This window comes from Kribbella deserti, from assembly GCF_042434725.1.
GTDB classification, from domain to species: domain Bacteria; phylum Actinomycetota; class Actinomycetes; order Propionibacteriales; family Kribbellaceae; genus Kribbella; species Kribbella deserti.
On record NZ_JBHLTC010000002.1, the window covers coordinates 46,628 to 69,665 of the forward strand.

Here is a 23,038-nt window from a genome sequence, read left to right on the forward strand (position 1 = left end):
TAACTGGCCGACTGCTTGTAGGGTTACGGCCGTGACTGACGCGCCGATCGGCATCTTCGATTCAGGCTTCGGCGGCCTCACCGTGGCCCGCGCCGTACTGGACCAGCTGCCACACGAGCCGATCCTGTATCTCGGCGACACCGCCCGCCAGCCGTACGGTCCCAAGCCCATCGCCGAAGTCCGCGAATACGCCCTGGAATGTCTTGACCATCTGGTCGAATCCGGCGTCAAGGCCCTGGTGATCGCCTGCAACTCGGCCTCCGCGGCCATGTTGCGCGACGCCCGCGAGCGGTACGACGTACCCGTGGTCGAGGTGATCCTGCCCGCGGCCCGCCGCGCGGTCGCCGCCACCCGCAACAGCCGGGTCGCCGTCATCTGCACCCAGGCCACGGCCACTTCGATGGCCTACGATGACGCGTTCGCCGCGGCGCCGCAGATCGACCTGATCACCGAGGCCTGCCCGAAGTTCGTGCCGTTCGTCGAGGCCGGGGTGACATCCGGGCCGGAACTGCTCGCGGCCGCCCACGAGTACCTGGATCCGCTGGTCGAGGCGGGCGTGGACACGTTGATCCTCGGCTGCACGCACTACCCGCTGCTCACGGGTGTCATCTCGTACGTGATCGGCGACAACGTCACGCTGGTCAGCAGCGCGGAGGAGTGCGCCAAGGACGTTTATGCCGTGCTCACCCGGCACGGCCTGCTCCGCGATCCAGGCCTGCCCGAGCCGAAGCACCGGTTCGTCACCACGGGTGACCCGGCGGAGTTCACCGCGATCGGCGCGCGCTTCCTCGGCCCGGTCATCACCGGCGCCGACCAGTTCGCCTGGATCCGCTAGCCGTCCATCCGCTAGCCGTCTATCCGCTAGCCGTCTATCCGCTAGCCGTCCATCCGCTTGGCGGCTGGTCGTTTGGCCGGTTGGCACAGGTCTGGGGCGGTGTCGATGTGATGTCGGCCTCGACGTGGTGTTCGTACGCACGGGGCGACCCGTCGGTAATGTGGCGAATGTGCAGCTCACCGTGATCGGATGCTCGGGCTCGGTGCCCGGTCCGGACTCGCCCGCGTCGTCGTACCTGCTCAGCGCGGACGGGTTCAACCTGGTGCTGGATCTCGGCCTGGGCGCGTTCGGGGCGCTGCAGCGGCATATCCCGGTCAGCGGGATCGGAGCCATCGGGCTGTCCCACCTACACCCGGACCACTGCATGGACCTCTGCGGGCTGTACGTCGCCACCAAGTACTCCCCGGCCGCGCCGCTGCCCAAGATCCCGGTCTACGGCCCAGCGGGTACGGCGGCTCGGATGGCCCAGGCGTACGACCTGCCGGAAGACCCGGGGATGACCGAGCAACTCGCGTTTACGACGTGGAGCCCGGTGCAGGAGGTTGGGCCGTTCGTAGTCCGTACCGCCGCCGTAATCCACCCGGTCCCGGCGTACGCGATCCGCGTCGAACATGAAGGCCGTTCGCTCGTCTACTCGGGCGATACCGGTCCTGCCGCGGCTCTAGTCGAGCTAGCCCGCGGGGCCGACGTACTGCTGTGTGAGGCGGCTCTACGCGACGAGGACCCGGCCAACCCGCCAGAGCTGCACCTGACGGCCTCAGAGGCGGGAGAGCACGCGCAGCGGGCTGGAGTGGGCCGGTTGATCGTGACGCACGTACCGCCGTGGTTCGACCGGCGGGCGCAGGCCAGGGCGGCTGCGAAGACCTTCGCGGGGGAGATCCTCACAGCCGCACCCGATGCCGTCTACGACATCTAGGCGGTCTGACCTCGTTCGAAGTACGCGACCAGCTCAGGATCGAGAGCCGGTACGTCGACCGGGTTGCCGTTGTCGCGCAGTGAGACCGTCGCGGCATGTCCCGCGGCCACGGCGGTCCGGGCGGCGATCGGCGAGGTGAGGGTGGGAGAGCCGTCGCGGACGAACGTGAGGAACTCGTTCACCAGTCGGGGGTCCGCGCCCGCGTGGCCGCCGTCGGCCGTCGGGATCTCGATCACCTCGTCAGCGTCCTCGCGATAACCCGAGCGGCGAGAGTTCCAGACCTTCACCACACCGCCCGGGCCGTCGCCGAAGTTCTCCAGCCGGCCCGCCGTACCGATGACGGTGTAGTTGCGCCAGTAGTCCGGTGTGAAGTGGCACTGCTGGTAGGTCAGGTAGGCGCCGTTGTCGAGTTGCAGGTTGGCCATGCTGAGGTCCTCGACGTCCATCACCGGCGCGAGGCCCTTCTGCTCCAGCGGCGGCCAGTTCGCCTCGTCGACGAATTCGTCGAACCTCTGGCCGGTCCGGTCCATCCGGTCGGAAATCCCGCCGTACACGACCAGTTCGCCGAAGGCGCTCGCCCGCGTGGTGTAGCCGCCGGCCAGCCAGTGCATCACGTCGATGTCGTGCGCGCCCTTCTGCAGCAGCAGGCTGGTCGTCTTCGAACGGTCGGCGTGCCAGTCCTTGAAGTAGAAGTCGCCACCGTGCCCGACGAAGTGGCGGCACCAGATCGCTTTCACCTCACCGATCGCACCGGCCAGGATCTGCTCGCGCATGATCTGCACGACCGGCATGTGCCGCATGTTGTGACCGACGTACAGCCGGGCGCCGGTACGACGGGCCGCCTCGAGCACCCGGTCGCAGCCCTCGGTGGTGATCGCCAGCGGCTTCTCCACGAAGACCGCGACACCGGCTTCGAGGAAGTCGATCGCCGGCTCTTCATGGAGGTGGTCCGGTGTGGTGAGGAAGACCGCGTCCAGGCCCAGTTCGAGCAGCTCCCGGTGATCGGCGTACGCCTTGGCGGCCGGGAACTGCTTCAGCCCGGTCTCCCGGCAGGACTCGACCGGGTCACAGACCGCCACCACCTGAACGTTCTCGCCCGGGCGGTCGGCGTACTGAGCGATCTTGCTACGGGCACCGAGCCCGACCACACCTAGCCTCATCCGGCCCTCCGAAATGCTTGTTTGTGTTCATCCAGCCTATGTCTGCGCAGTTGTGGTCGGCAATCGGGATCGTTGGCCGGACGTTGTCCCAGCCGTCATCCGCGCTTCGGCGCCGTGGCGGGCGACGGTGTCACCGTGGCTGAATGTGAACCTCCACTATGTGGCACTGGGTGACTCCACCACCGTGGGTGTGGGAGATCCCCTGGCGGGTTGTGCGGTTCGACTTTCCGGTGCCGGAGCGGTACCCGGGCAAGGCTGGCGAGGCTGGGCCTCGCTGCTGGCCGAATCCCTGGGCAGCTCCCACCGTGTGACGTTTTCCAATGTCGCCACCAGCGGGGCCACGGCGCCGTACGTGGCCCGCGAGCAACTGCCGACGACGGGGACCGGGCGGATCGACCTGGCCTCGCTCATCGTCGGCGTCAACGACACCATGCGCTCCAGCTTCGACCCGATCGAGATCCGCGACAGCCTGCAGGAATGCGCCGAGCGCCTGACCGCCCGTGGCGCGTTACTGCTGACGGTGCGCTTCCACGATCACGGCCAGGTCTTCGGGTTGCCGGCCTGGCTCCGCCGTCCGCTGTGGCGCCGGATCGAGCAGGTGAACTTCCTGTACGACGATCTGGTCGCGTCGTACGGCGGTATCCGGATCGACCTGGCGGAACGGCCCGAGGTCTACCAGCGCGACTTCTGGAGCGTCGACCGGCTCCACCCGGGGGAGCGCGGGCACCGCCGGCTGGCCCGTTCGTTCGCGGACGAGCTGGTCGCGCGAGGCCTGCCCATCGACGTACTCCCGGGGTTGGAAAGCGACGCCGGGTATGCGCCTTCCAGGTGGTCCGACGCCGTCTGGATGGTCCGCGAAGGCATCCCCTGGGTAGGCCGAAGAGCCGGAGACCTGATGCCCTGGGCCGCGCGCATGATGGTTGGGCATAGGGTTTCCGCATGGCCCGTATCGATGGACGTACGCCGGAGCAGCTCCGGCCCGTGACCTTGACCCGACGATGGCTGGATCACGCCGAGGGCTCGGTCCTGGTGGAGTTCGGCCGGACCCGGGTGCTCTGCGCGGCCAGCGTGACCGAAGGCGTACCGCGCTGGCGCAAGGGTTCCGGCCTCGGCTGGGTTTCCGCCGAGTACGCGATGTTGCCGCGTGCAACCAACACCCGGTCGGACCGGGAGTCCGTGAAGGGCAAGGTCGGCGGCCGTACGCAGGAGATCTCCCGGCTGATCGGGCGTTCGCTGCGCGCGGTGATCGACTACAAGGCCCTCGGTGAGAACACGATCGTGCTGGACTGCGACGTTCTGCAGGCCGATGGTGGTACCCGGACCGCCGCGATCACCGGCGCGTACGTCGCGCTCGCGGACGCCGTCTCGTACCTGCGTGATCGCAAGGCGCTGAAGGGTGAGCCGCTGAAGGGCTCGGTGGCGGCGGTTTCCGTCGGCATCATCGACGGCGCTCCGATGCTCGACCTGTGCTACGAGGAGGACGTGCGGGCCGAGACCGACATGAACCTGGTGCTGACCGGGGACGGCAAGTTCGTCGAGGTGCAGGGCACGGCCGAGGGTGAGCCGTTCGACCGCAAGCTGCTCGACGGCCTGCTGGAGCTCGGTGCCGCCGGAGTGGCCGACCTGACCAAGATCCAGCAGGAGGCCCTGGCGTGAGCAAGATCCTGCTCGCCTCGAACAACGCGAAGAAGCTCGCCGAACTGCGTCGCATCCTCGAGCCGATCGTGCCGGGCATCGAGGTCCTCGGCCTGGGCGACGTCGACCCGTACGAGGAGCCGGCCGAGACCGAACCGACGTTCGAGGGCAACGCGTTGCTGAAGGCCCGCGTGGCCGTCGCCAAGACGGGCCTGCCGGCACTGGCCGACGACTCCGGCATCTGCGTCGACGCGCTGAACGGGATGCCCGGCGTGCTTTCCGCGCGCTGGAGTGGTCCCGCGAAGGACAACCACGCGAACAACCTGCTGCTGTTGGGGCAGCTGGAAGACGTTCCGGACGAGCGGCGTGGTGCCGCCTTCGTTGCGGCCGTCGCGTTCGTACAGCCCAATGGCGAGGAGCACGTCGTTCGCGGCGAGGCCCGTGGGTCGGTGATTCGCGAGCTGCGCGGATCCGGCGGCTTCGGGTACGACGTACTGTTCGTGCCCGAGGGCTATGACCGGACCACGGCCGAGCTCTCGGTCGAAGAGAAGGACGCGATCTCGCATCGCGGTAAGTCCCTGCGGGAGATCGCCCCGCTGATCGCGAAGGCGCTGAGCTGACATGTTGTTCCAAGGCACCGACGTCCTGGGCGTCGAATCCGGCGAGATCACCGTCGCCTACCGGCGCTGGGCCGAGCCCCGCGTCGTACCGGGCCGCGTCTACCGCACCAACGCCGGCCGGATCGAGATCGAGGCCATCAGCCAGGTCAATCCCGACCTGATCGTCGACGCCGACATCACCGGCACCGGCCGCGAGAACGCCCGCGACATCCGCCGCCGCCTCCGCGGCGACGAGTCCCTGCCGACCTGGCGCATCGTCTTCCACCTGGTCGAAGGCCCTGACCCCCGCGAAGAACTCGCCAACACCACAACCTTCTCGCCCGAGGACCTGACCGACCTCCAGGCCAGCCTCGACGGCCTCGACGCCCGAAGCGCCCACGGCCCCTGGACCCTGGCTTACCTCCGCCTGATCGAGGCCAAGCCCAACGTCAAGGCGTCCGTCCTAGCCGAAGAAGTAGGCCGCGAAGTCCAGCCCTTCAAATCCGACATCCGCAAACTAAAAAACCTTGGCCTGACCTTCAGCCTGGAAAAGGGCTACACCCTGACCCCCCGAGCCGAGTCCTACCTCAAAACCCTGAGCTAAACCTCCACCTCTACTGACGGCGATTGGACACATTTAGCCAATCCAATTGACCGGTGAAGCGGCGAATGCGCGTGGTAAGAGTTAGTGCCGAAGCTCAGGAGGTCTTAGGGCAAGACTTCCTGAGTACTGTCACAGCGTCCGACCGGTATCCCCCGCTGCGCGAGGTGGTGGAGGCGGGTTGGGTGCTTGATGAAGGCGCCAGCCTCTTGGGTGACCTTTCGCGAGTCGTACTTCGGCTACAGGGCGTGCTTCGTTGGCATCGGCATCTACGAATCCGCAGTCAACGGACGCGGGATCCCCGATCTCGACCTTGCTTGGCGCAGCTACCGAGCAGGTGGAGGTTCTCATGCGGAGAGGAATCGCATTCGCCCGGGACGCGCTCGAAGCGGCCAGCGCGCTGCCATGGGCCCCGCCGCTCCTCGCGCGCATTTCGTCGGCACCGGTGCTGATGGATCCTGATACCTACACCGGATACGTCACCTTCGTCTCACAGAAATTCGCCAACGAAATGGCGCTAGGCGAAAACGCGCGCCTACCCGGAATTCAAAATCGTGCTGTCCACCGACGACATACAGCAATGGGCAGGACCGACACCTTGAGCAGAAGGCATTCGCGGCTCCTCGTCACGCCAGCAGTACAGATCGGCGACATCTGGTCAGCGTGTAGTACTCCGAAGCGGTGCACCATCGGAGGCCTCGTCGAACTTGCAGTCGCCGAGCAGGAGGCGCGTTGGGCATCGGGAATCTGGAGGGAGCCCGTCGGCGCACGCCGGTCTGGTGGGCTCCCATCTATCTAGCACGACTTGACATGGCAGGACCACGTGCAACCGATGTAGATCGACTTTGATTACCAGGCGTTACGGACGTGGGCGCGGCTGAGCCTGAAAAGCGACTACTCTGCGCTACTCATACATTCATTGTATGGGCCGTTGTATGTTCCGATCCCGTCACAGCTCCGACACAGTTGGTCAGCGATGTACTGACCTTCTGACGGTGGGGTGGGTGGGGAATGAGCGTATGGCGATCTGATGCCGTCTTTGCGCAGTGGGGGAGGCGACCCAAAGCATGGGCCGTGACGGCGGCCCTCGCGGTGTTGGTGGCAGGCGTTCCGGAAGGGCAAGCGGTAGCGGCACCGAAAGCTACCGGCGCCTCGGTGGTCACGACCGAGATGCAAGCCTCCGAGCGTGCAGCGGCCACCGGTCAGCCGGTGGAGATCATGGCCCGGCGTACAGAGCGGTCGCAGCTGTTCGCCAATCCCAGCGGCACGTTCACTCTCGAGCAGTCGACTCTACCGATGCGCGTTGAAACCGCCGAAGGTTGGCGAGATCTGGATCCAACCCTTGCGCGTGGCTCGGACGGACTCGTCCGGCCAAAGGCGACGGCCGTCGGCATGGTTTTCTCGGGCGGAGGGACATCCCCCTCTGGTGACGCTCACCGAGGAGGGTAAGACCCTCAGCTTGCGCTGGCCGACGGCGCTTCCCGCGCCGGTGGTCGAAGACGACAGCCTCACGTATCACTCCGTGCTGCCGGACGTTGACCTCAAGATCTCGGTGTTTCCGAATCACTTCACGCAGGTTCTGGTCGTGCATACCCCAGCGGCAGCGAAGCAAGAGGGACTCGACCAGGTATCAATGGCAGTCGACGCGCCGGATCTAGATCTGAAGCGCACCGCGAACGGCGGAATCAACGCTGTCGACGAATTCGGTAACACGGTCTTCGAGGCGCCGACGCCGATCATGTGGGACTCCCGGGGCAATGGTGCGGCAGACGGGCCGGGCGGAGACGACCGAACCGAAAGTCCTGTCACGGGTGACAAGGTCGCCAAGATGGCCGTGGAACTCAAAGCAGGGCACCTCTCAGTCAAGCCGTCAGAGATGCTGATCAACGACCCGGCCGCTGTCTATCCGCTGCACGTCGATCCTGGTTTCACGGGCGTGCCAGCCGGCCACGCGATGATCGATAGGGCGTATCCGTCATCGTCGTACTGGAACTGGGCAGACGATCAAAGCGTGGGTTATCAGAACTTCGACGCCTGGAGCCACAAGCGCCTGATGTACTCGTTCTACATCGCGAAGATCGCCGGGACGGACGTCACTCGCGCGGTCTTCCGCGCTAATCAGGTCTATTCGGCGAGCTGCACCTCAAGCGAGATCCAGGCATGGGAGACGAGCCGATTCACTTCAACGGCAACCTGGAGCAACGCGAGCGGCTCCGGTATGTGGCTGCGCAAGGTCGCGAGCGCGGTCACCCCAGGCAGCGGTCGTTCAGGATGCGAGTCGGGCCGTGTAACGGAGTTCAGTGTTACCAACCTGCTGAACGAGCGCGTTGGTCTCCGCGCGAACTACGCTTACTTGGGCTTACGCGCTGCCGATGAATCGAACCCCATGGTGTGGAAGCGGTTCACTGCGAACGCCACCCTCGGCATCGAATACAACACCCCTCCGGATCAGCCGACTGCGAACGACCTCACGATCGGGATGGGAAACACCGAGCTGCCTTGTGTTACCTCGGGAACCAACTACCCCACCACGGGGGCGAAGCCAACACCGCTGAAGGCGTACCTGACGGATAAAGATGGTCCCAGTGGTGACCTCGTCACCGGCATCTTCGAAGTCTGGGAGCCGGGCGGTGCACGGAAATTCGCCGGTTTCAGTGAGAAACTCCCACCGGGCCGCGACTTCTCGCCGATCAACGAGGTCCATCTGCTGGACGGCGTCTACTGGTGGCATGCCCGCGTCACCGATGACACGTCAGTCAGTGCATGGTCGCCGCCCTGCTACTTCAGGGTCGACAACTCGGTGCCACCAGGTCCTATCCCGAAGCTGATTACCCCAGCAGAAGACTGCCCGGAGGTGCCGGACGACGAACCGAAGATCGTGGGTCCGTGCTACCGAATCGGGCAAAGCATCACCTTTGACATCATTGCCAGAGTGGAACTGGCCAGCCAGTTCGCTTGGAGCGTCAACACGCCAGAAATAGCCTCGGTGGCCGCGCCTTTGGACGGAGGCGAACGTGCGAGGGTGACCACTGCGCTGACGAACTTCGGTCCGACCAGGATCTACGTGTGGGCCAAGGACAAGGCCGGGCACTGGAGCCCGTACAGCTATGTCAGCCTCTACATCATCGACTCCACTCGTACCGGCGGATGGAGAATCGACGAAGGCCAAGGCTCAACTCTCAATGACACCCTCGGCTCCAGCCCGAATACCCCGCTGATCAACGTTCCGAGTGTGACGTGGGGATCGGGCGACAACGCGGCGGTTGTGCCGACCGATCGTGCCGTGATCATGAACGGCGCGACCGATGGAACAGGTAGCACGTCGGTGACGACCGCGAAGGACATCGTCAACACGTCGCAGAGTTTCGCGGTGTCGACCCGCCTCAAGCTGAGCTCTGCCTATCTGACCCGTCAGGTCGCCGTGAGTGAGGATCGCGCGAGTGTCAGCGGGTTCACCCTGGGCATCCATAGCCAAACCGCTGACGACGGTGACCGAACGGTGCTGTGGCAATTCTGCATGGCCGACCCATCCAGTCCAACGAGCGAATTCTGCGCCTATGGGCGCCGGGGCTACGACGGCGACTGGACCCATCTGGCTGGTGTCTACAGCGGTGCGAGCAGGCGTCTCGAGCTCTATCTCGACGGTGTTCTGATCGGCACCCGAGTTATCAACTGGACCACGAAGCCGGCGATCGACGGAGACGGAAGCTTCAGGATCGGGCGATCGGTCGTCGCGAGTACGGCGAAGAACTACATGCGCGGCTATATCGACGATGTCAACGTCTTCAACGGCTATGTCAACAATCACACCATCTTTCGTCTCTACAAAGAAAAGTGACCGGGCGCGTGCACCGATCGGAGCCATATATGAAAAGGAAGACGAGAGGGCTGGTGTCCGCGCTGGCCATCGCGGTAGCGGCGAGCCTGGTGCTGAGCATCAACGGTCAGGCTATTCCGGACGCGGCCGCAGATCCGGTCCGTCCGACCGGCCCGCCCACGCAGGAGATGGAAAGCACTCCAGGTAGCACTGAGCGTCCGGTTGGCAACCAGTTGCCCAGGCCGGCGCTGGCTGATGGTCCGGTGCGTGCACCGAGGTGGCCAGGGGCGGCCAAGGCGACGATAGCCGCAGCCTCGCTGTCCAGAGGCGTGGTTCAAAAAGTTGGTGTCTCGCCCGTGTCGGTCGGGCTGGCTCCCGCCTCACGGGCGGCAGAGGCAAGGCCGCTCACCGTCAGAATCCTGCCACAGGAGGAGTCGCAGCGCCTGGGCGTCGCCGGCTTGGTTTTCGCGATGACTGCACCTCGGCCGACGGGAGGCGGCGCCGATTCCTTGAAGACCAAAGTACGCGTCGACTACTCGGCTTTCGCGCACGCTTACGGAGGTGACTGGGGGTCAAGGCTGCAGTTGGTCAGTCTCTCGTGCTCGGTGAAGGGTTGTTCGCCGGCTGGGATCGCGAGGGATGCGAACAACAACGTCAAGGCAGGACAGATCGAAGGAGAACTGGACCTGCAGCAGGCAGACTCGTCAGCTGTTTCCCAGGAGAGTCTCTTCGCTGTCACGGCGGAGGCCTCCGGGCCCAATGGGACCTACAAAGCGACCTCGTTGGTGCCATCGGCAACGTGGCAGGTAAGTCCCCAGACCGGCGAATTCAACTGGAGTTACCCGCTCAGAGTTCCTCCCATCTCGGCTGGTCCGACGCCGGAGTTGTCCATCGGCTATTCGTCTGGCTCGGTCGACGGACAGGTTGCCTCCACCAACAATCAGACGTCGTGGCTGGGGCAGGGGCATCAACTCGAGCCCGGCTTCATCGAGCGAAAGTTCGTCTCCTGTATCGACGACATGGATGGCGGCAACAACAGCGAGAAGACCGGTGATCTGTGCTGGAAGACCGGCGCAAACGGAAAATTGGTCGAAGGGCTGGTGCTGTCCCTAGGTGGGCGGTCCAGCGAGATCATCAAGGTGAGCGTTCCGGCCGGCCAGCCGGAAAAGTGGAAGCTGCGCGATGACGACGGCTCGTCGCTCACGCGGGTGCCTACCTCCGAGAACGGCGTGCTCGATGGTGAGCACTGGGTGCTCACCACATCGGAAGGTACGAAGTACTTCTTCGGACTCAATCCAGTAGCTTACGCACCCGCACGCACCAACTCGGTTCTGACGGTTCCGGTCTTCGGTAATCACGATGGGGAGCCGTGTCATGCACCGACGTTCGCCGCATCGTTCTGCCAGCAGCAGTACCGCTGGAATGTTGATCAAGTGGTCGACCTGAGCGGCAATATCATGACCTACCGCTACATTCTCGAGAACAACTACTACGGGCGCAACAACAATGATGCGGTCTCGCAGTATCAACGCGCCTCGTACTTGTCTTCGATCGAGTACGGTGAGCGCCGCGGCGAAGAGACCGAAGGGGTGCCTCCGGTCTGGGTCTCGTTCAATACCTACGAGCGATGCACAACGAGTGAGACTGTCTGCACCGGACCGCTGAACGCATCCACCGCATCGCACTGGCCGGACGTGCCTGCGGATCAGATCTGCTCGTCAGCCACAACTTGCCCCGACAACAAGTCGCCTTCGTTCTTCACCCGCAAGCGGCTGATCTCGCTCACCACGAATGTGTGGCAAGGCGCGATTCGCGCGGTTGACACCTGGTCCTTCTCGCACACGTTCCCTGCCACGGGTGACGGAACAGCGCGATCCCTGTGGCTATCCACGATCACTCACAAGGGAAACGTCGGCGAACCTCCGGTATCGAACCCACCCGTCATCTTCCGGGGCGTGGAGATGGACAACCGCGTCGACAACATCCGTGACGGCGCGGCAGAGATGAAGAAGTACCGGGTGAACTCGATTCAAAGCGAGACGGGTTCGCTGATTACTGTCAACTATCTACCTGCTCACTGCACTCCCACTTCAAAGCCGATTCACCCTTCAAGCAATGGTATGCGCTGCATGCCGGTGATTTGGGTAAAGCCGCTGACGAATGTCAAAAGTCTTGACTACTTCCACAAGTATCCAGTCAGTCAGGTCAATGAGACTGACGACGTGACCGATGCACCTATCAAGCGGACAACGTACGAGTATGTCGGCGCGGCGGCCTGGCGCTTCGATCGCAATGACCTGGCAGAGATGTCAGATCGCACCTGGGGCGACTGGCGCGGGTACCAGACCGTCAACGTCAAGGTGGGTCTGCCGGGGGCGCAAACCCATACGAGATACACCTACTTCCGCGGTATGCACGCGGACCGCACGATGGACGGCGGGGCGAAGACGGTTGTTGTGGCCGACTCGACGGCGACGGAACACCTGGACCTCGAGCGGCTCAACGGCTTCGTGCGTGAAGAGATCAAGTACAACGGCGCTGGCGGTGAGGAAGTCACAGGGACGATCAGCACCCCATGGATAAGTGCGTCCACCGGCAGCGACGGCAAGAGCAGTGCCACGCTGCTCGGCACGAAGAAGACAGTCACGCGGACGCGGCTCGGTGAAAACCTCTACCGGACCACCGAAACGAACACCGAATTCGACAATATGGGTCTGCCGGTCGAGATCGACGACCGAGGAGACGTGGCAAATCCGACCGACAACCGATGCAAGCGGATTGTCTATGCACGCAATGATGCCTTGGCGATCTTCTCGCCGGTCCGTCGGGAGGAGGTGGTCTCCGTCGGCTGTGAGATTACGCCCGACCGCGCCAACGATCTTGTTTCCGACGTGCGTACCTATTACGACGGCCAGAGTGATCTCAACGCTGAACCCACCCGCGGCCTGGTCACCAAAATCGACGCCGCCAGTGAATGGGTTGGCGGGGCACCGGTGATGAAACAACGGAGCCGGGTCACCCACGACGAACTGGGTCGCGTGAAGGACACGTACGACGGCCTGAACCGCCTGATCAGTGGAGTGGACTACACGCCTGCCAGCGGCAGCTTGGTCACGGCCACGGTAACTACGAACGCCGCAGGGCACACGACTTCGCAGACGCTGGATCCCGCCTGGGGGCAAGCGAGAACCTCGATCGACGCCAATGGGCGCCGTACGGACATGAGCTACGACCCGCTGGGGCGGCTGACGGCCGTCTGGCTGCCTGATCGCTCTAGGAGCAGCGGTCATAACGCTTCGATGGCATTCGGTTACAAGCTCTCCCAGAGCTCGCCGAACGTCGTCACCACAAAGACTTTGCTGCCCAGCGGAGGGTACAAGACGTCGAAGACCTTGTTCGACGGCTTCCTCCGCGAGCGCCAGACTCAGACGACCTCGGCGACCGGGGTTGGCCGGATCCTGGCAGACACGCGCTACAACAACCGCGGCGAGAAGTATGCGCAGTCACGTCCGTACTACGACTCCAGTGTGAACGGCGCGACCGATTCGGTGTTCTATGTGAACGAGGCGGACATCCCTGCGGAGACGGTGTTCGCCTACGACGGGGCCAGCCGCCCAACCGCAGAAGCCTTCCAGCTGCGGAACGTCGAGAAATGGCGCACGAGCACCTACTACGGTGGCAGTTTCATCGCCGTGACGCCGCCAGGTGGTGGCACTCCGACGGCGACCATCTTTGACGCTCGTGATCGCAAGGTCGAGCTTCGTCAGTACAACGGTCCGGTACTCAGCGATTCGTTCAACGCGACCAAGTATTCGTATACCAATGGCAGCGAACTCCAAACGATCACAGACGCGCGCGGCAGCGTCTGGCGCTATGAGTACGACCTTCTAGGTCGCAAGACGAAAACAACTGACCCAGACACCGGGATCAGCGAAACCATCTATGACGATGCGGACCGGGTCGTGTCGACTCGGGATGCACGAGGTGTCGTTCTCCATACGAGCTACGACGGACTGAACCGCGCGATCGCGGTGCGTGAGACGTCCTCGACAGGTCCACTGCGGGCGACCTGGATCTACGACACCTTGGCTAAGGGCCACCTGACTTCCTCTACCCGCCACGCCAACGGCGCGGCCTACAAGACGGCGGTCACCGGATACGACACGATGTACCGGCCCAAGGGGAGCTCGGTGGTGATTCCAGCTGTGGAGGGCAAGCTGGCTGGCTCCTATGCCGAGTCGATGAGCTATCTGACGGATGGCAGCATCAACACGCATCAGCTCCCGGTCGCTCCAGGTCTGCCTGCGGAGACGCTCGAACACCGGTACAACGCATCGGGTATGCCCTACCAGCTCGGTGGATACGGGGCCTACGTCGCCGGTACGACGTACATGGCCGATGGTCGGCCCGTGCAGTACGACGTCGGTCCGACGGTCGGTCGGGCGGCTTGGCAGACGTTCACCTACGAAACGGGGACAGATCGACTGGCGACGTGGAAGGTGAACCGGGAGAACCTCGGTGGTGAAGAGCTTTTCGCCTACACCTACGACAACGCCGGTAACGTGAGGTCGCTGACTCAGACAGGCTACGGAGCTGTCGATCGCCAATGCTTCACAACGGACTTCCTGCGACGGGTGGCGGAAGCGTGGACTTCGGCAGACGAGACTTGCGCCACTCCCGATATCACCAAGCTCGGCGGGCCGGCGCCGTACTGGCATTCCTATCGGTACAGCGCTGCCGGCGACCGAACAAGCCAGGTGGAGCACCGAACGACTGGTGGCAACATCACCCGCACCTACACCTACCCGGTTGCGTCTGATCCGCGGCCGCACGGGGTTACGCGGGTAACCAGTGCTGTCGGAACTGCGACCCCGACGGTCAATACATATGGATACGACGTTGCCGGGAACTTGGCGAGTCGGTCCGAGAACGGTGCAGCTGACACCTTCGCCTGGGACAAGGAAGGCCACCTGGAGAAGGTCGCGGGCTCTGTAGGAGAGACGACTTTCGTTTACACAGCTGACGGTGATCGCCTGGTACGACGGGATCCGAAGGGGGCGACCCTCTATGTCGGGTCGACCGAGATCCGGTGGGACAAGGCCAGCAACTCGGTTTCGAGCACAAGGTTCTACCAGTTCGGTGGCAAGACGCTCGCCCAGCGAACCAGTGCGACCGAGGCCGATCTGGTCTTTGCCGACCACCACGGCACCGGCCAGATCAACGTGGAGGCGTACACCGGCGCGTACTCCCGCAGACGCGTTGATCTCTTCGGCAACGTTCGGCAGGTGGGTGGCCCTTGGGGCCTGTCCACTCGTGGGTTCGTGAATGGCGTCCTGGACGAAGCGACTCGACTCACCCACCTCGGCGCGCGCGAGTACGACTCGAAGCTCGGCCGGTTCATTTCGCCTGATCCGCTCATCGACGTTGATGAGCCGCAAGCTATGAACGCGTACGCGTATGGCAACAACAACCCGAACACATTCAGCGATCCCAGTGGCCTGATGTGGAACAACGACCCCGAGTTTGAGAGCAACTCGCACGGAGGCACCAGCGACCCGACGCATCCCAACTTCGGCAAGAAGGCAGCATCCCGGCCGCCACGGCTCAGGTACATCGTGGCGAAGAGCATCGGCTTGTCCTGGAATGCCAACGATTCTGAGATCGCCCGCAAATCGTCCCAGCTCGGCGTGCGCCACGAACTGATCGTCGTCAACGAGATCATCCGTGCCAATTTCCAGCGCCCACCGGGCTGGGTAATTACCGCCGGCAAGGTCGCCGGTGAGGTGACGCCCTTCAACGACGCGTACAACTGCGTAAACAACTTCGGATTCAAAACGTGCGGCCTCGGCGTCTTCTATCTCAACCCCGCTGCCAAGGGAGTCAAATGGGGCGCCAAATACGGCGACGACGTGCTCAAGTGGGCCGACGATGCAGTGGATGGTGGAAAGCAAGCCGGAAAGAAGTGCAGCTTCTCCGGCGAAACCGAAGTCCTGATGGCAGACGGAACGACGAAGCCACTGTCCCAGATCAAGATGGGGGATCAGGTCAAAGCCACTGATCCTGAGACCGGCGAGTCAGGCGGCCGTGCGGTCCTCGAGGTGTTCGTACACGAAGACACAGTGTTCGACCTTCGTATCGAGAGCGGGACCCTGGTCACGACGGAAGACCATCCCTTCTGGAACGCCACCGACGGTGCCTTCCAGCGCGCCGACCAGCTGGACCCCGGCGACAACCTCCTATCCAGCGACGGGAACAACGTCCGCGTGCGAGCGGCCATCACTAGCGCTCCAAGAGACACCACCGCGTACAACCTGAACGTCGACGATATCCACACGTACTATGTGCTGGCTGGACAGACTCCGGTCCTAGTTCACAACAGCAACTGCCCCGAAGGGCGCCTGTCGGACCCGCTACCGCCCGGAATGTCAAAAAGCATCGTAAATGCGTACGATGATATCAGGGCTGGTAATGGTGTTCCGCAGACGAACCCACTTACTGGTCGACAAAACGTATTCCAGGGTAGAGCGGTTCATGAGAAACGTTGGGCGGGTGCTTTGGAATTCCGGGTGCCGGGCAGTAAGGGAGATCAGACTCGGATCTTGATGAAGACTCTGCCCGATGGTCGCACGGTCATGGGGTGGACTAATGATCACTATCGAACCATAAAGCCATTTACTGCCCCGCACTTCCCTGACGCTGGGTGGTAGCAGCTTCTGAACCGCGTCAGTCGCCGTGGGGGGAGTCAAGCGCGACTCGCCCACGGCGAAGGGCAGCCCTTATTATAGGTGGCCGATAAAAATGCGAAGTACTGAAGAAGGCGTGTCCGTTCCGCTCTATCGACTGGTCGAAGAGGGGACAGGGGCGGTGTATGTCGAGGCGCACGACATTCGCGGGTTCTTCGTTGCGCCCGACGAGAGTGTGCCTGCGGAGGTGCTATTTCGCGCTGCCGTGCGCGGTCGCGCCGGTCGGGGCGATGAGCTTGCTGACGCGGAGCTGCAGGTGATTAACGTCGCGGGAGCGGTCATAGGGTCGTACTACATCGGACACGTTCAACTGAAGTCCGAGTCTGTGCCCGGGAATGCTGGCGAGATAGCGCAGATCTCTGCTTCGTTTGGTGGCTATGCTTTTCCCTATCCGGCGGCCGGTGAAATCTGGCGTCGCTGGGCCTCTGGCATTCCTGTGCAACGGGCAGAATGGGCGGCTCTGCCGGCCGGCGCTCATGGCAGTTGGTTGCATGTCGCGGCGACGGCTTGGTTCGAGACGGGGCGCAAAGCGATGCGATACGGCGCCGATGAGGTGGGTGTCATCAATTCCAGCCACCTTCGAAATGAGAGCAGCTTCTACTGCGAACTTGGCGAAGCGATCAATGGCCCTGGTGGATACTTCGGTGCGACGCTTGATGGGCTGGTGGACTGCCTTATCTCGTCCCAGAGGCCAGGTGCGCCGATCAGATTGGTCTGGCAGGACTTCATCACCGCTCAGGAGCGCTTGGGCGGCAAGATTATTGATCCTCTCGTCGAGACGCTACGAGAGTTCAATGTGGACTTGCTTCTCCGATAGAACCCTGCGTCGTTGATCCGGCCTTAACTTCCTCTGCCGACGTTGTCGGAATGTGGGGCCGGACAGGCTGCCGCGGTGCAAGCCGTCGGAATGGCTGCTGGAACGAGCAGGTGGTGCGATGGACTACCTGCGACCTGCCGGTTAACAAGGCTCCTAGGCGGTTGACTCGCTGAAGGAGGCAGTGAGTAACCAGTGCGAAGGACTGGTGTGCCAGAGAAGGGATTTGAACCCTCACGCCCGAAGGCACCGGCACCTAAAGCCGGCGTGTCTGCCGTTCCACCACTCTGGCTGGCCTCCACATCCTAGTGGTTGGCCTGGTGTGTCGGAGAACCGGTTGGGTGGGTGTTCAGACGCGTCCACTCGTGGGATTGACGAGGGGGGAGGCGCGGGTGCTGGTACGCGACCACTCGCCGCAGCGGCAGGGACCCGCTCGCCGCATTCGGCAGGGCCGGAGGGCCGGAGGGACCGGGGAGGCTTGGGAATGGGGAACGGCCCGCGCGCGGGGCGGCGGGCCGTTCGGGGGTGCGGTGGGTCAGCGGTTTTGGAGGGCGTCGATGAAGACGGCTTCGAGGTCGGCGGGGTTGCGGGCTACGTAGCTGCGGCCGCCGGTGGCTCGGGCCAGTTTGTCGAGTTCGGACTGGTCGGCGTCGGGGCCCATACCGAGGGCGATGATGCGGACCGGGCGGGCCGGGTCGCGCAGGCTCTGCAGGGTCTTGACGGCCTCGTCGAGGCTGATGCTGCCCGGGTCGTCGTTCTTGCCGTCGGTGAAGATCATGACGGCGTTGACGGCCTTCGGGTCGAAGCTGTCCTGGACCGTGCGGTACGCCGCGATGGCGGTGTCGTAGAGGCCTGTGCCGCCTTCGGCCTTGGTGCCCAGCTTGCGCAGTTCCGTGACCATCTGGATCCGCTGCGCCTGGGTCAGCTTGCGGATCGGGACCAGCGGCTGCCAGTCGAGTGGCTTGGCCGGCGGCTGCTTGGTCGAGAACGACCACAGGCCGAGCGCGGCGCTGTTCGGGAACAGGGCCAGGCCCTTCTCGGCGGCCGCGATGGTCAGGTCGATGCGGCGCTTACCGTTGCCGACCTTCTCGTTCATCGAGCCGGAGGTGTCGATCACCGCGATCGAGTGCGCCGACAGGGCGAGCGTGGCCCACTGCTGCAGGGTCTTCTCCACCACCTGGGGCTGCGGCTTGCCGAGCAGTTCGACCGCGCCGACACCTCGCCCGCCGGTCAGCGGCTCGAGCGTGCTGCCGCGGAAACCGGCCTTGTCGTTGCCCTCGACGGCGCCCGCGGAACGCAGTTGCTGGCCGAGCAGCTTGGCCGTCTCGGTGACGCGTTCCACGTCGTCCTTGGCGGTCACCACCAGCGGGTAGTCCAGCGTCAGCGTGCCGGTACCGGGCACGATCGCCTTCAGCCCGCTGTCCGGGTGGGCCTCCTGGAAGTTCACGAAGGCCTGCTCGGACGACGGTACGACGAGGTTGTCCGACTGCGCTGCCCGGGTGAAGAGGCCGTTGAGATCGGTGTAGGCCTTGGCCATCGAACCGTGCCGCTGCGCCAGCGGAACCAGAACCTGGGCCACCTGGTCTTCGGAGGACGACGTCTTGGCGACCTCGGACTTGACCGCGAGCAGGGCGGCGGCGCCGGTCGACGTACTCAGCGGGTCGAGCAGCGCGGGCGGCGCCTTGGAGAAGATGCCGAGCCAGGACGAGGTGTCCGCGAAGGTGCTCGAGGATCCGACCACCACCAGCGGGGACGTCGCCAGCGAGGGCACGGCCACGATCGGCAAGGACTGACCGTCGTCGGCGCGGGAGACCCACAGGGACGAGTCCGGCACCCACAGGTCCGGGATCTGCTCGTCACCGGCCGCGACGGCCTGCGCGACGGCGGCCGGGTGGGCGGCGTCGATGTTGAAGCTGGTGCACGGCGTGCGGCTGTCGTCGCGGCTGGTCAGCGCCTTGGCGGCGGACTCCAGCTGCGGCTTCAGTTCTGGGGTGGTGCTCAGCGACACCGTTACCGGGGTCTCGCAGTCGGTACTGGCCAGTGGTCCTTCGCCGGCGGCGTTCTCCGTGCCGAAGGACTTGATCATGAAGACGGCGCCCAGCGAAAGAACCATGGCGCCGACGATGGTGATCACCATCGTGCGACGATTCCGGTTACCCGATGTCACCGAAGCGCTGTGTCGTCCCATGCGGACGAGTACCTCCCTCCCGGAGCAGACTGCGGGCGCAGATTACCCGGTTTGCACTGGTCACGGCCAAGGTCGGCAAATGCGTCAATCGTCCACATCCGGACTTTGCCAGGACCAATGAATGGCTATGCGAGGGACTGAGTGCCTAATTCGACAAAATATATCACCCTGCGTAATTCCCCGGTGGGCACGCGGTGAGATGCGGTGTGACGCGAATCACAGTACCGAACCGGCATTTCGGCCGTTCGGTAACCCGGCGATCATGAAACGGTAGCCGGTTTTCCTCTTCAAACGTTTGTATGCCTACTCGCTGCTACCGAAGTCACGGGCCGAACTCGGTGCCCGAACTTCCAGGCGGCTCAGAGGCCGAACTCAGAGGCCGAGATCCCGGCGCAGTTTCGCGACGTGCCCGGTGGCCTTCACGTTGTACTGCGCGACCGCGATCTTGCCGTCGGCGTCGACCACGAAGGTGGACCGGATCACCCCGGTGACCTTCTTGCCGTACATCGTCTTCTCGCCGAACGCGCCGTACGCGAGCAGAACGGCCTTCTCCGTGTCGCTCAGCAGCGGAAAGGTGACACCGTCGCGGTCGCGGAACTTCGCCAGCTTCTCCGGCTTGTCCGGCGAGATGCCGAGTACGGCGTACCCGGCGGCCTGCAGGGAGTCGAGCGAGTCGCGGAAGTCGCAGGCCTGCTTCGTGCAGCCCGGCGTCATCGCGGCCGGGTAGAAGTAGATGATCACGTTCTTGCCGCGCAGATCGGTCAGGGAGACCTCATTGCCGTCCGCGTCGGGCAGCGTGAACTCCGGTGCGGCATCGCCAACGGACAGACGGTCGGACATGACTGACTCCCTCAAGATGTGACAGGTGGGACAGGCGAGGTGACTTGCACAGTCTGCCGTACGGGGGTGGAGTGGGTTCATGCGGGCAATGACCGTAGTACCGAAGACGCCGGATTCCGCCGCCGTGACGGACGTGGACGAGCCAGATCCGGCTGACGGGTCCGTACTGGTCGACGGCCTCCTCCTCGGCATCTGCGGCACGGACGTCGAGATAGCCGCCGGGGACTTCGGTAGCGGCCGAGGCGGCTCCGACTGGATGGTGCTCGGCCACGAGTCGCTTGGACGGGTGGTGTCGGCTCCACCCGGTTCAGGCTTCGCGGCGGGTGATCTCGTCGCCGGCGTTGTACGGCGGCCTGACCCGGAACCGTGCCCGGCGTGTGCCCGGGGCGACTGGGATTTCTGCCGGAACGGGCGGTACACCGAGCGCGGGATCAAAGAGGCCGACGGGTACGGCGCACAGCAGTGGCGGGTGGATCCGTACTTCGCCGTGAAGGTCCCACCCGAGCTGGGCCGCCTAGGCGTACTTACGGAGCCCGCCAGCATCTTGACGAAGGCCTGGGAGCAGGTGGACCAGGTGGGCGCCCGTTCCTGGTTTGAGCCGGAGCACGTGCTTGTCACCGGCGCAGGGCCTATCGGCCTCATGGCGGCCCTGATCGCCCAGCAGCGCGGGTACTACGTCCACGTGCTCGACCGGGCTACCGACGGTCCCAAGCCGCAACTGGTCAAGGACCTCGGCGGGGAGTACCTGAACGACTTGAGCGATCTGAAGGTCGTACCGGATGTCGTGATCGAAGCCACCGGCAACGGCAAGCTGGTCCTCGACTGCGCGGGACTGCTCGGCCCCGGCGGGATCATGTGCCTCACGGGCATCTCGCCCGGCACCGACACGATCGACGCGGCCATGGACCCGTTGACCAGGCAACTGGTCGTACGGAACGCCGCCATCGTCGGATCGGTCAACGCGGGCAAGCGGCACTACGCCCAGGCCGTCGACGTACTGGCCGCGGCGGATCCGCAGTGGCTCGGCAGGCTGATCACCCGGACGGTTTCGCTGGAGCGGTGGACCGAGGCGCTGGAGAAGGGCCCGGACGACATCAAGGTGGTCGTGGACCTGAGCGGCGAATCGCGACCGAAGTCATAGCCGACATGACCCGGCTCATTGAACCTGTGCTGGAACGACCTGCGAGGATGACGGTATGAGCAGCGACACGAGACCAACAGCGGCTCGGACCCCTGAGCAGATCGAGGCGGACATCGCGGCCACCCGTGCCCGGCTGGCCGCGACCGTCGACGAGTTGATGGACAAGGCCCACCCCAAGAACGTCGCGAAGCGCCAGGTCGAGCAGGCCAAGGCGCAGGTCTTCGACGTCGACGGCAATCTCCGTACCCAGAAGCTGGTCGCGGTGGGCGGTGCCGCCCTGGGCGTCATCGGCATCCTGCTGCTGATCCGCAAGCTGGTGAGCCGCCGGTGACGACTCGCAAGCGCGCGAACGACGACAAGCTGCCGATCCGGATGCTGCACGACCGCGTCCTGGTCGCGCTCGATCCCGAAGGCGGCGAGCGAAAGTCCTCCGCCGGCATTCTGATCCCGGCGACCGCTCAGATGGGCCGTCGGCTGGCCTGGGCCAAGGTCGTCGCGGTCGGCGCCAACGTGCGCACGGTGGAGGTCGACGACCGGGTGCTGTTCGACCCGGAGGACCGGGCTGAGGTCGAGGTCCGCGGTGACGACTACGTGCTGCTGCGCGAACGCGATCTGCACGCGGTCGCGGCCGGCCGCCTCGAAGACGGCCAGACCGGCCTCTACCTCTGACCACCTGGAGGCCCGGCATCGCCAGGCCGCCGAGAACCCGGGCTGACCAACGCAGCCCGGGCGTGGTGGTCCGAGCGATCAGAACGCGTTCGGGCCGAAGCGGAAGATCGCGACGAAGGCTGCCAGTACGAGCAGGACCACGTTCATCACCACCGGCTGGTATTCCTTGCGGCGCGCGTGCACGACGATCGCGCCGATCATCACGATCACCAGCCCGGTCGCGGCCAGCGGCACCAGGATCGGCGCGATGTCCAGTACGGCGGGCAGGATCAGGCCGATCGCTGCGAGCACCTCGAGTATCCCGATGGTTTTGATCAGGCCGGCCGGGAAGTCGACGGTCCAGCCCATTCTCGGGTCGGTGACCAGCTTTTCCTTGGACTGGGTCGCCTTGACCAAGCCCCCCATGAGGAAGATGGCGGCGAGCAGGCCGGCGGCGATCCAGAGCACGACATTCATGGCGTTTCCGCTTCTGCGAGAGAATTAATTGACGCTTCAAGTCAGAGCGTAGAGCGATTGACTTGAAGCGTCAACCATGACAGCTATGATGGCTGCATGTCCGAGTCATCCGAGATCGCCGCGCCGAACTGGCTGTCGCCCGATGAGCTGCGCGCGTGGATGACGCTGACCGCGGTGCTGATCAAGCTGCCGTCCGCGCTTGACGTGCAGCTGCAGCGAGACGCCGGCCTCAGTCATTTCGAGTATCTGGTTCTTGCCGGGCTCTCCGACGCGCCGGAGCGAATGCTGCCGATGAGCAGGCTCGCCTTGTTCGCGAACGGATCGCTGTCCCGGTTGTCCCACGTGGTGAAGCGGTTGGAGACGCGAGGCTGGATCCGGCGCAAACCGTCGGCCCAGGATGGCCGGATCACCATGGCCGAGCTGACCGACGAGGGATTCGCCAAGCTCGCGGCGAGCGCGCCTGGTCATGTCGAGGCGGCCCGCGGATACGTGATCGACGCCCTCACGCCCGAGCAGATCAGCCAGTTGCGGGAGATCGGCGAGGCGATTCTCGAGCGCGTCGACCCGGCGGAGAGTTGCCCGACCGTGCCAAAGGGGTAGCGGCCGACCGACCGGTCGTGCTTT

17 protein-coding genes and 1 tRNA gene are annotated in these 23,038 nt (G+C 64.4%); 13 read left to right on the forward strand and 5 right to left on the reverse strand.

Annotated elements, in window-relative coordinates; all coding sequences use genetic code 11:
• The first annotated feature begins 31 nt into the window (after positions 1–31).
• Entirely contained in the window at positions 32–835 is an 804-nt protein-coding gene (gene murI, locus ACFFGN_RS02980; protein ID WP_380043699.1) for a glutamate racemase, read from the forward strand.
• Between the two features lie 169 nt (positions 836–1,004).
• Positions 1,005–1,751, forward strand: coding sequence for an MBL fold metallo-hydrolase (locus ACFFGN_RS02985; RefSeq protein ID WP_380043700.1), 747 nt, complete (start codon positions 1,005–1,007; stop codon positions 1,749–1,751).
• Here ACFFGN_RS02985 and ACFFGN_RS02990 read toward each other — a convergent pair.
• A complete protein-coding gene (locus tag ACFFGN_RS02990) occupies positions 1,748–2,911 on the reverse strand; it encodes a Gfo/Idh/MocA family protein (protein WP_380043701.1) in 1,164 nt (387 codons plus the stop codon). The two genes, ACFFGN_RS02985 and ACFFGN_RS02990, sit on opposite strands and share 4 nt — an antisense overlap.
• Positions 2,912–3,071: 160 nt before the next feature.
• Between ACFFGN_RS02990 and ACFFGN_RS02995 the strand changes: the two genes are divergently transcribed.
• The 7 genes from ACFFGN_RS02995 (at position 3,072) to ACFFGN_RS03025 (ending at position 17,123) form a co-directional block, all read left to right on the forward strand.
• Positions 3,072–3,896, forward strand: a complete 825-nt coding sequence (locus ACFFGN_RS02995) for an SGNH/GDSL hydrolase family protein (protein ID WP_380043881.1) — start codon at positions 3,072–3,074, stop codon at positions 3,894–3,896.
• Positions 3,851–4,567: a ribonuclease PH gene (rph, locus tag ACFFGN_RS03000; RefSeq protein ID WP_380043702.1), complete on the forward strand. Its 717-nt coding sequence runs from the start codon at positions 3,851–3,853 to the stop codon at positions 4,565–4,567. Before ACFFGN_RS02995 ends, rph begins: the two co-directional genes overlap by 46 nt.
• Entirely contained in the window at positions 4,564–5,166 is a 603-nt protein-coding gene (gene rdgB / locus ACFFGN_RS03005) for an RdgB/HAM1 family non-canonical purine NTP pyrophosphatase (protein WP_380043703.1), read from the forward strand. Before rph ends, rdgB begins: the two co-directional genes overlap by 4 nt.
• A 1-nt stretch (position 5,167) precedes the next feature.
• Positions 5,168–5,749 carry a hypothetical protein gene (locus ACFFGN_RS03010; protein WP_380043704.1) on the forward strand — a complete coding sequence of 194 codons (582 nt, stop codon included), beginning with the start codon at positions 5,168–5,170 and terminating at the stop codon, positions 5,747–5,749.
• A gap of 1,423 nt (positions 5,750–7,172) precedes the next feature.
• Positions 7,173–9,584 carry a LamG domain-containing protein gene (locus ACFFGN_RS03015; protein ID WP_380043705.1) on the forward strand — a complete coding sequence of 804 codons (2,412 nt, stop codon included), beginning with the start codon at positions 7,173–7,175 and terminating at the stop codon, positions 9,582–9,584.
• 29 nt (positions 9,585–9,613) lie between these two features.
• Positions 9,614–16,270: a polymorphic toxin-type HINT domain-containing protein gene (locus tag ACFFGN_RS03020; RefSeq protein WP_380043706.1), complete on the forward strand. Its 6,657-nt coding sequence runs from the start codon at positions 9,614–9,616 to the stop codon at positions 16,268–16,270.
• 91 nt (positions 16,271–16,361) lie between these two features.
• The gene (locus tag ACFFGN_RS03025) at positions 16,362–17,123 is read left to right on the forward strand and encodes a barstar family protein (protein WP_380043707.1); all 762 of its coding nucleotides are present in this window, start codon (positions 16,362–16,364) and stop codon (positions 17,121–17,123) included.
• A gap of 208 nt (positions 17,124–17,331) precedes the next feature.
• Here ACFFGN_RS03025 and ACFFGN_RS03030 read toward each other — a convergent pair.
• The 3 genes from ACFFGN_RS03030 to bcp form a co-directional block, all read right to left on the reverse strand.
• Positions 17,332–17,412 (reverse strand) — tRNA-Leu (locus ACFFGN_RS03030).
• A 243-nt stretch (positions 17,413–17,655) separates the two neighbouring features.
• Positions 17,656–19,257 carry a VWA domain-containing protein gene (locus tag ACFFGN_RS03035; protein WP_380043708.1) on the reverse strand — a complete coding sequence of 534 codons (1,602 nt, stop codon included), beginning with the start codon at positions 19,255–19,257 and terminating at the stop codon, positions 17,656–17,658.
• Between the two features lie 423 nt (positions 19,258–19,680).
• Positions 19,681–20,148, reverse strand: coding sequence for a thioredoxin-dependent thiol peroxidase (bcp, locus tag ACFFGN_RS03040; RefSeq protein ID WP_380043710.1), 468 nt, complete (start codon positions 20,146–20,148; stop codon positions 19,681–19,683).
• An 88-nt stretch (positions 20,149–20,236) separates the two neighbouring features.
• Here bcp and ACFFGN_RS03045 point away from each other — a divergent pair, with 88 nt between their 5' ends.
• From ACFFGN_RS03045 to ACFFGN_RS03055, 3 genes are read left to right on the forward strand one after another with little or no spacing between them, the layout of a single operon-like run.
• A complete protein-coding gene (locus tag ACFFGN_RS03045) occupies positions 20,237–21,289 on the forward strand; it encodes a glucose 1-dehydrogenase (protein ID WP_380043711.1) in 1,053 nt (350 codons plus the stop codon).
• A 55-nt stretch (positions 21,290–21,344) separates the two neighbouring features.
• Positions 21,345–21,620, forward strand: coding sequence for a DUF3618 domain-containing protein (locus ACFFGN_RS03050; RefSeq protein ID WP_380043712.1), 276 nt, complete (start codon positions 21,345–21,347; stop codon positions 21,618–21,620).
• Positions 21,617–21,958 carry a GroES family chaperonin gene (locus ACFFGN_RS03055; RefSeq protein WP_446685162.1) on the forward strand — a complete coding sequence of 114 codons (342 nt, stop codon included), beginning with the start codon at positions 21,617–21,619 and terminating at the stop codon, positions 21,956–21,958. Before ACFFGN_RS03050 ends, ACFFGN_RS03055 begins: the two co-directional genes overlap by 4 nt.
• A gap of 78 nt (positions 21,959–22,036) precedes the next feature.
• On the opposite strand, the gene ACFFGN_RS03060 is transcribed toward ACFFGN_RS03055, so the two are convergent.
• Positions 22,037–22,414: a DoxX family protein gene (locus ACFFGN_RS03060; protein ID WP_380043713.1), complete on the reverse strand. Its 378-nt coding sequence runs from the start codon at positions 22,412–22,414 to the stop codon at positions 22,037–22,039.
• A gap of 96 nt (positions 22,415–22,510) precedes the next feature.
• On the opposite strand from ACFFGN_RS03060, the gene ACFFGN_RS03065 reads away from it, so the two are divergent.
• Positions 22,511–23,014 (forward strand): MarR family winged helix-turn-helix transcriptional regulator, encoded by a 504-nt coding sequence (locus ACFFGN_RS03065; RefSeq protein WP_380043714.1) that lies wholly within the window; start codon positions 22,511–22,513, stop codon positions 23,012–23,014.
• The last annotated feature ends 24 nt before the right edge of the window (positions 23,015–23,038 follow it).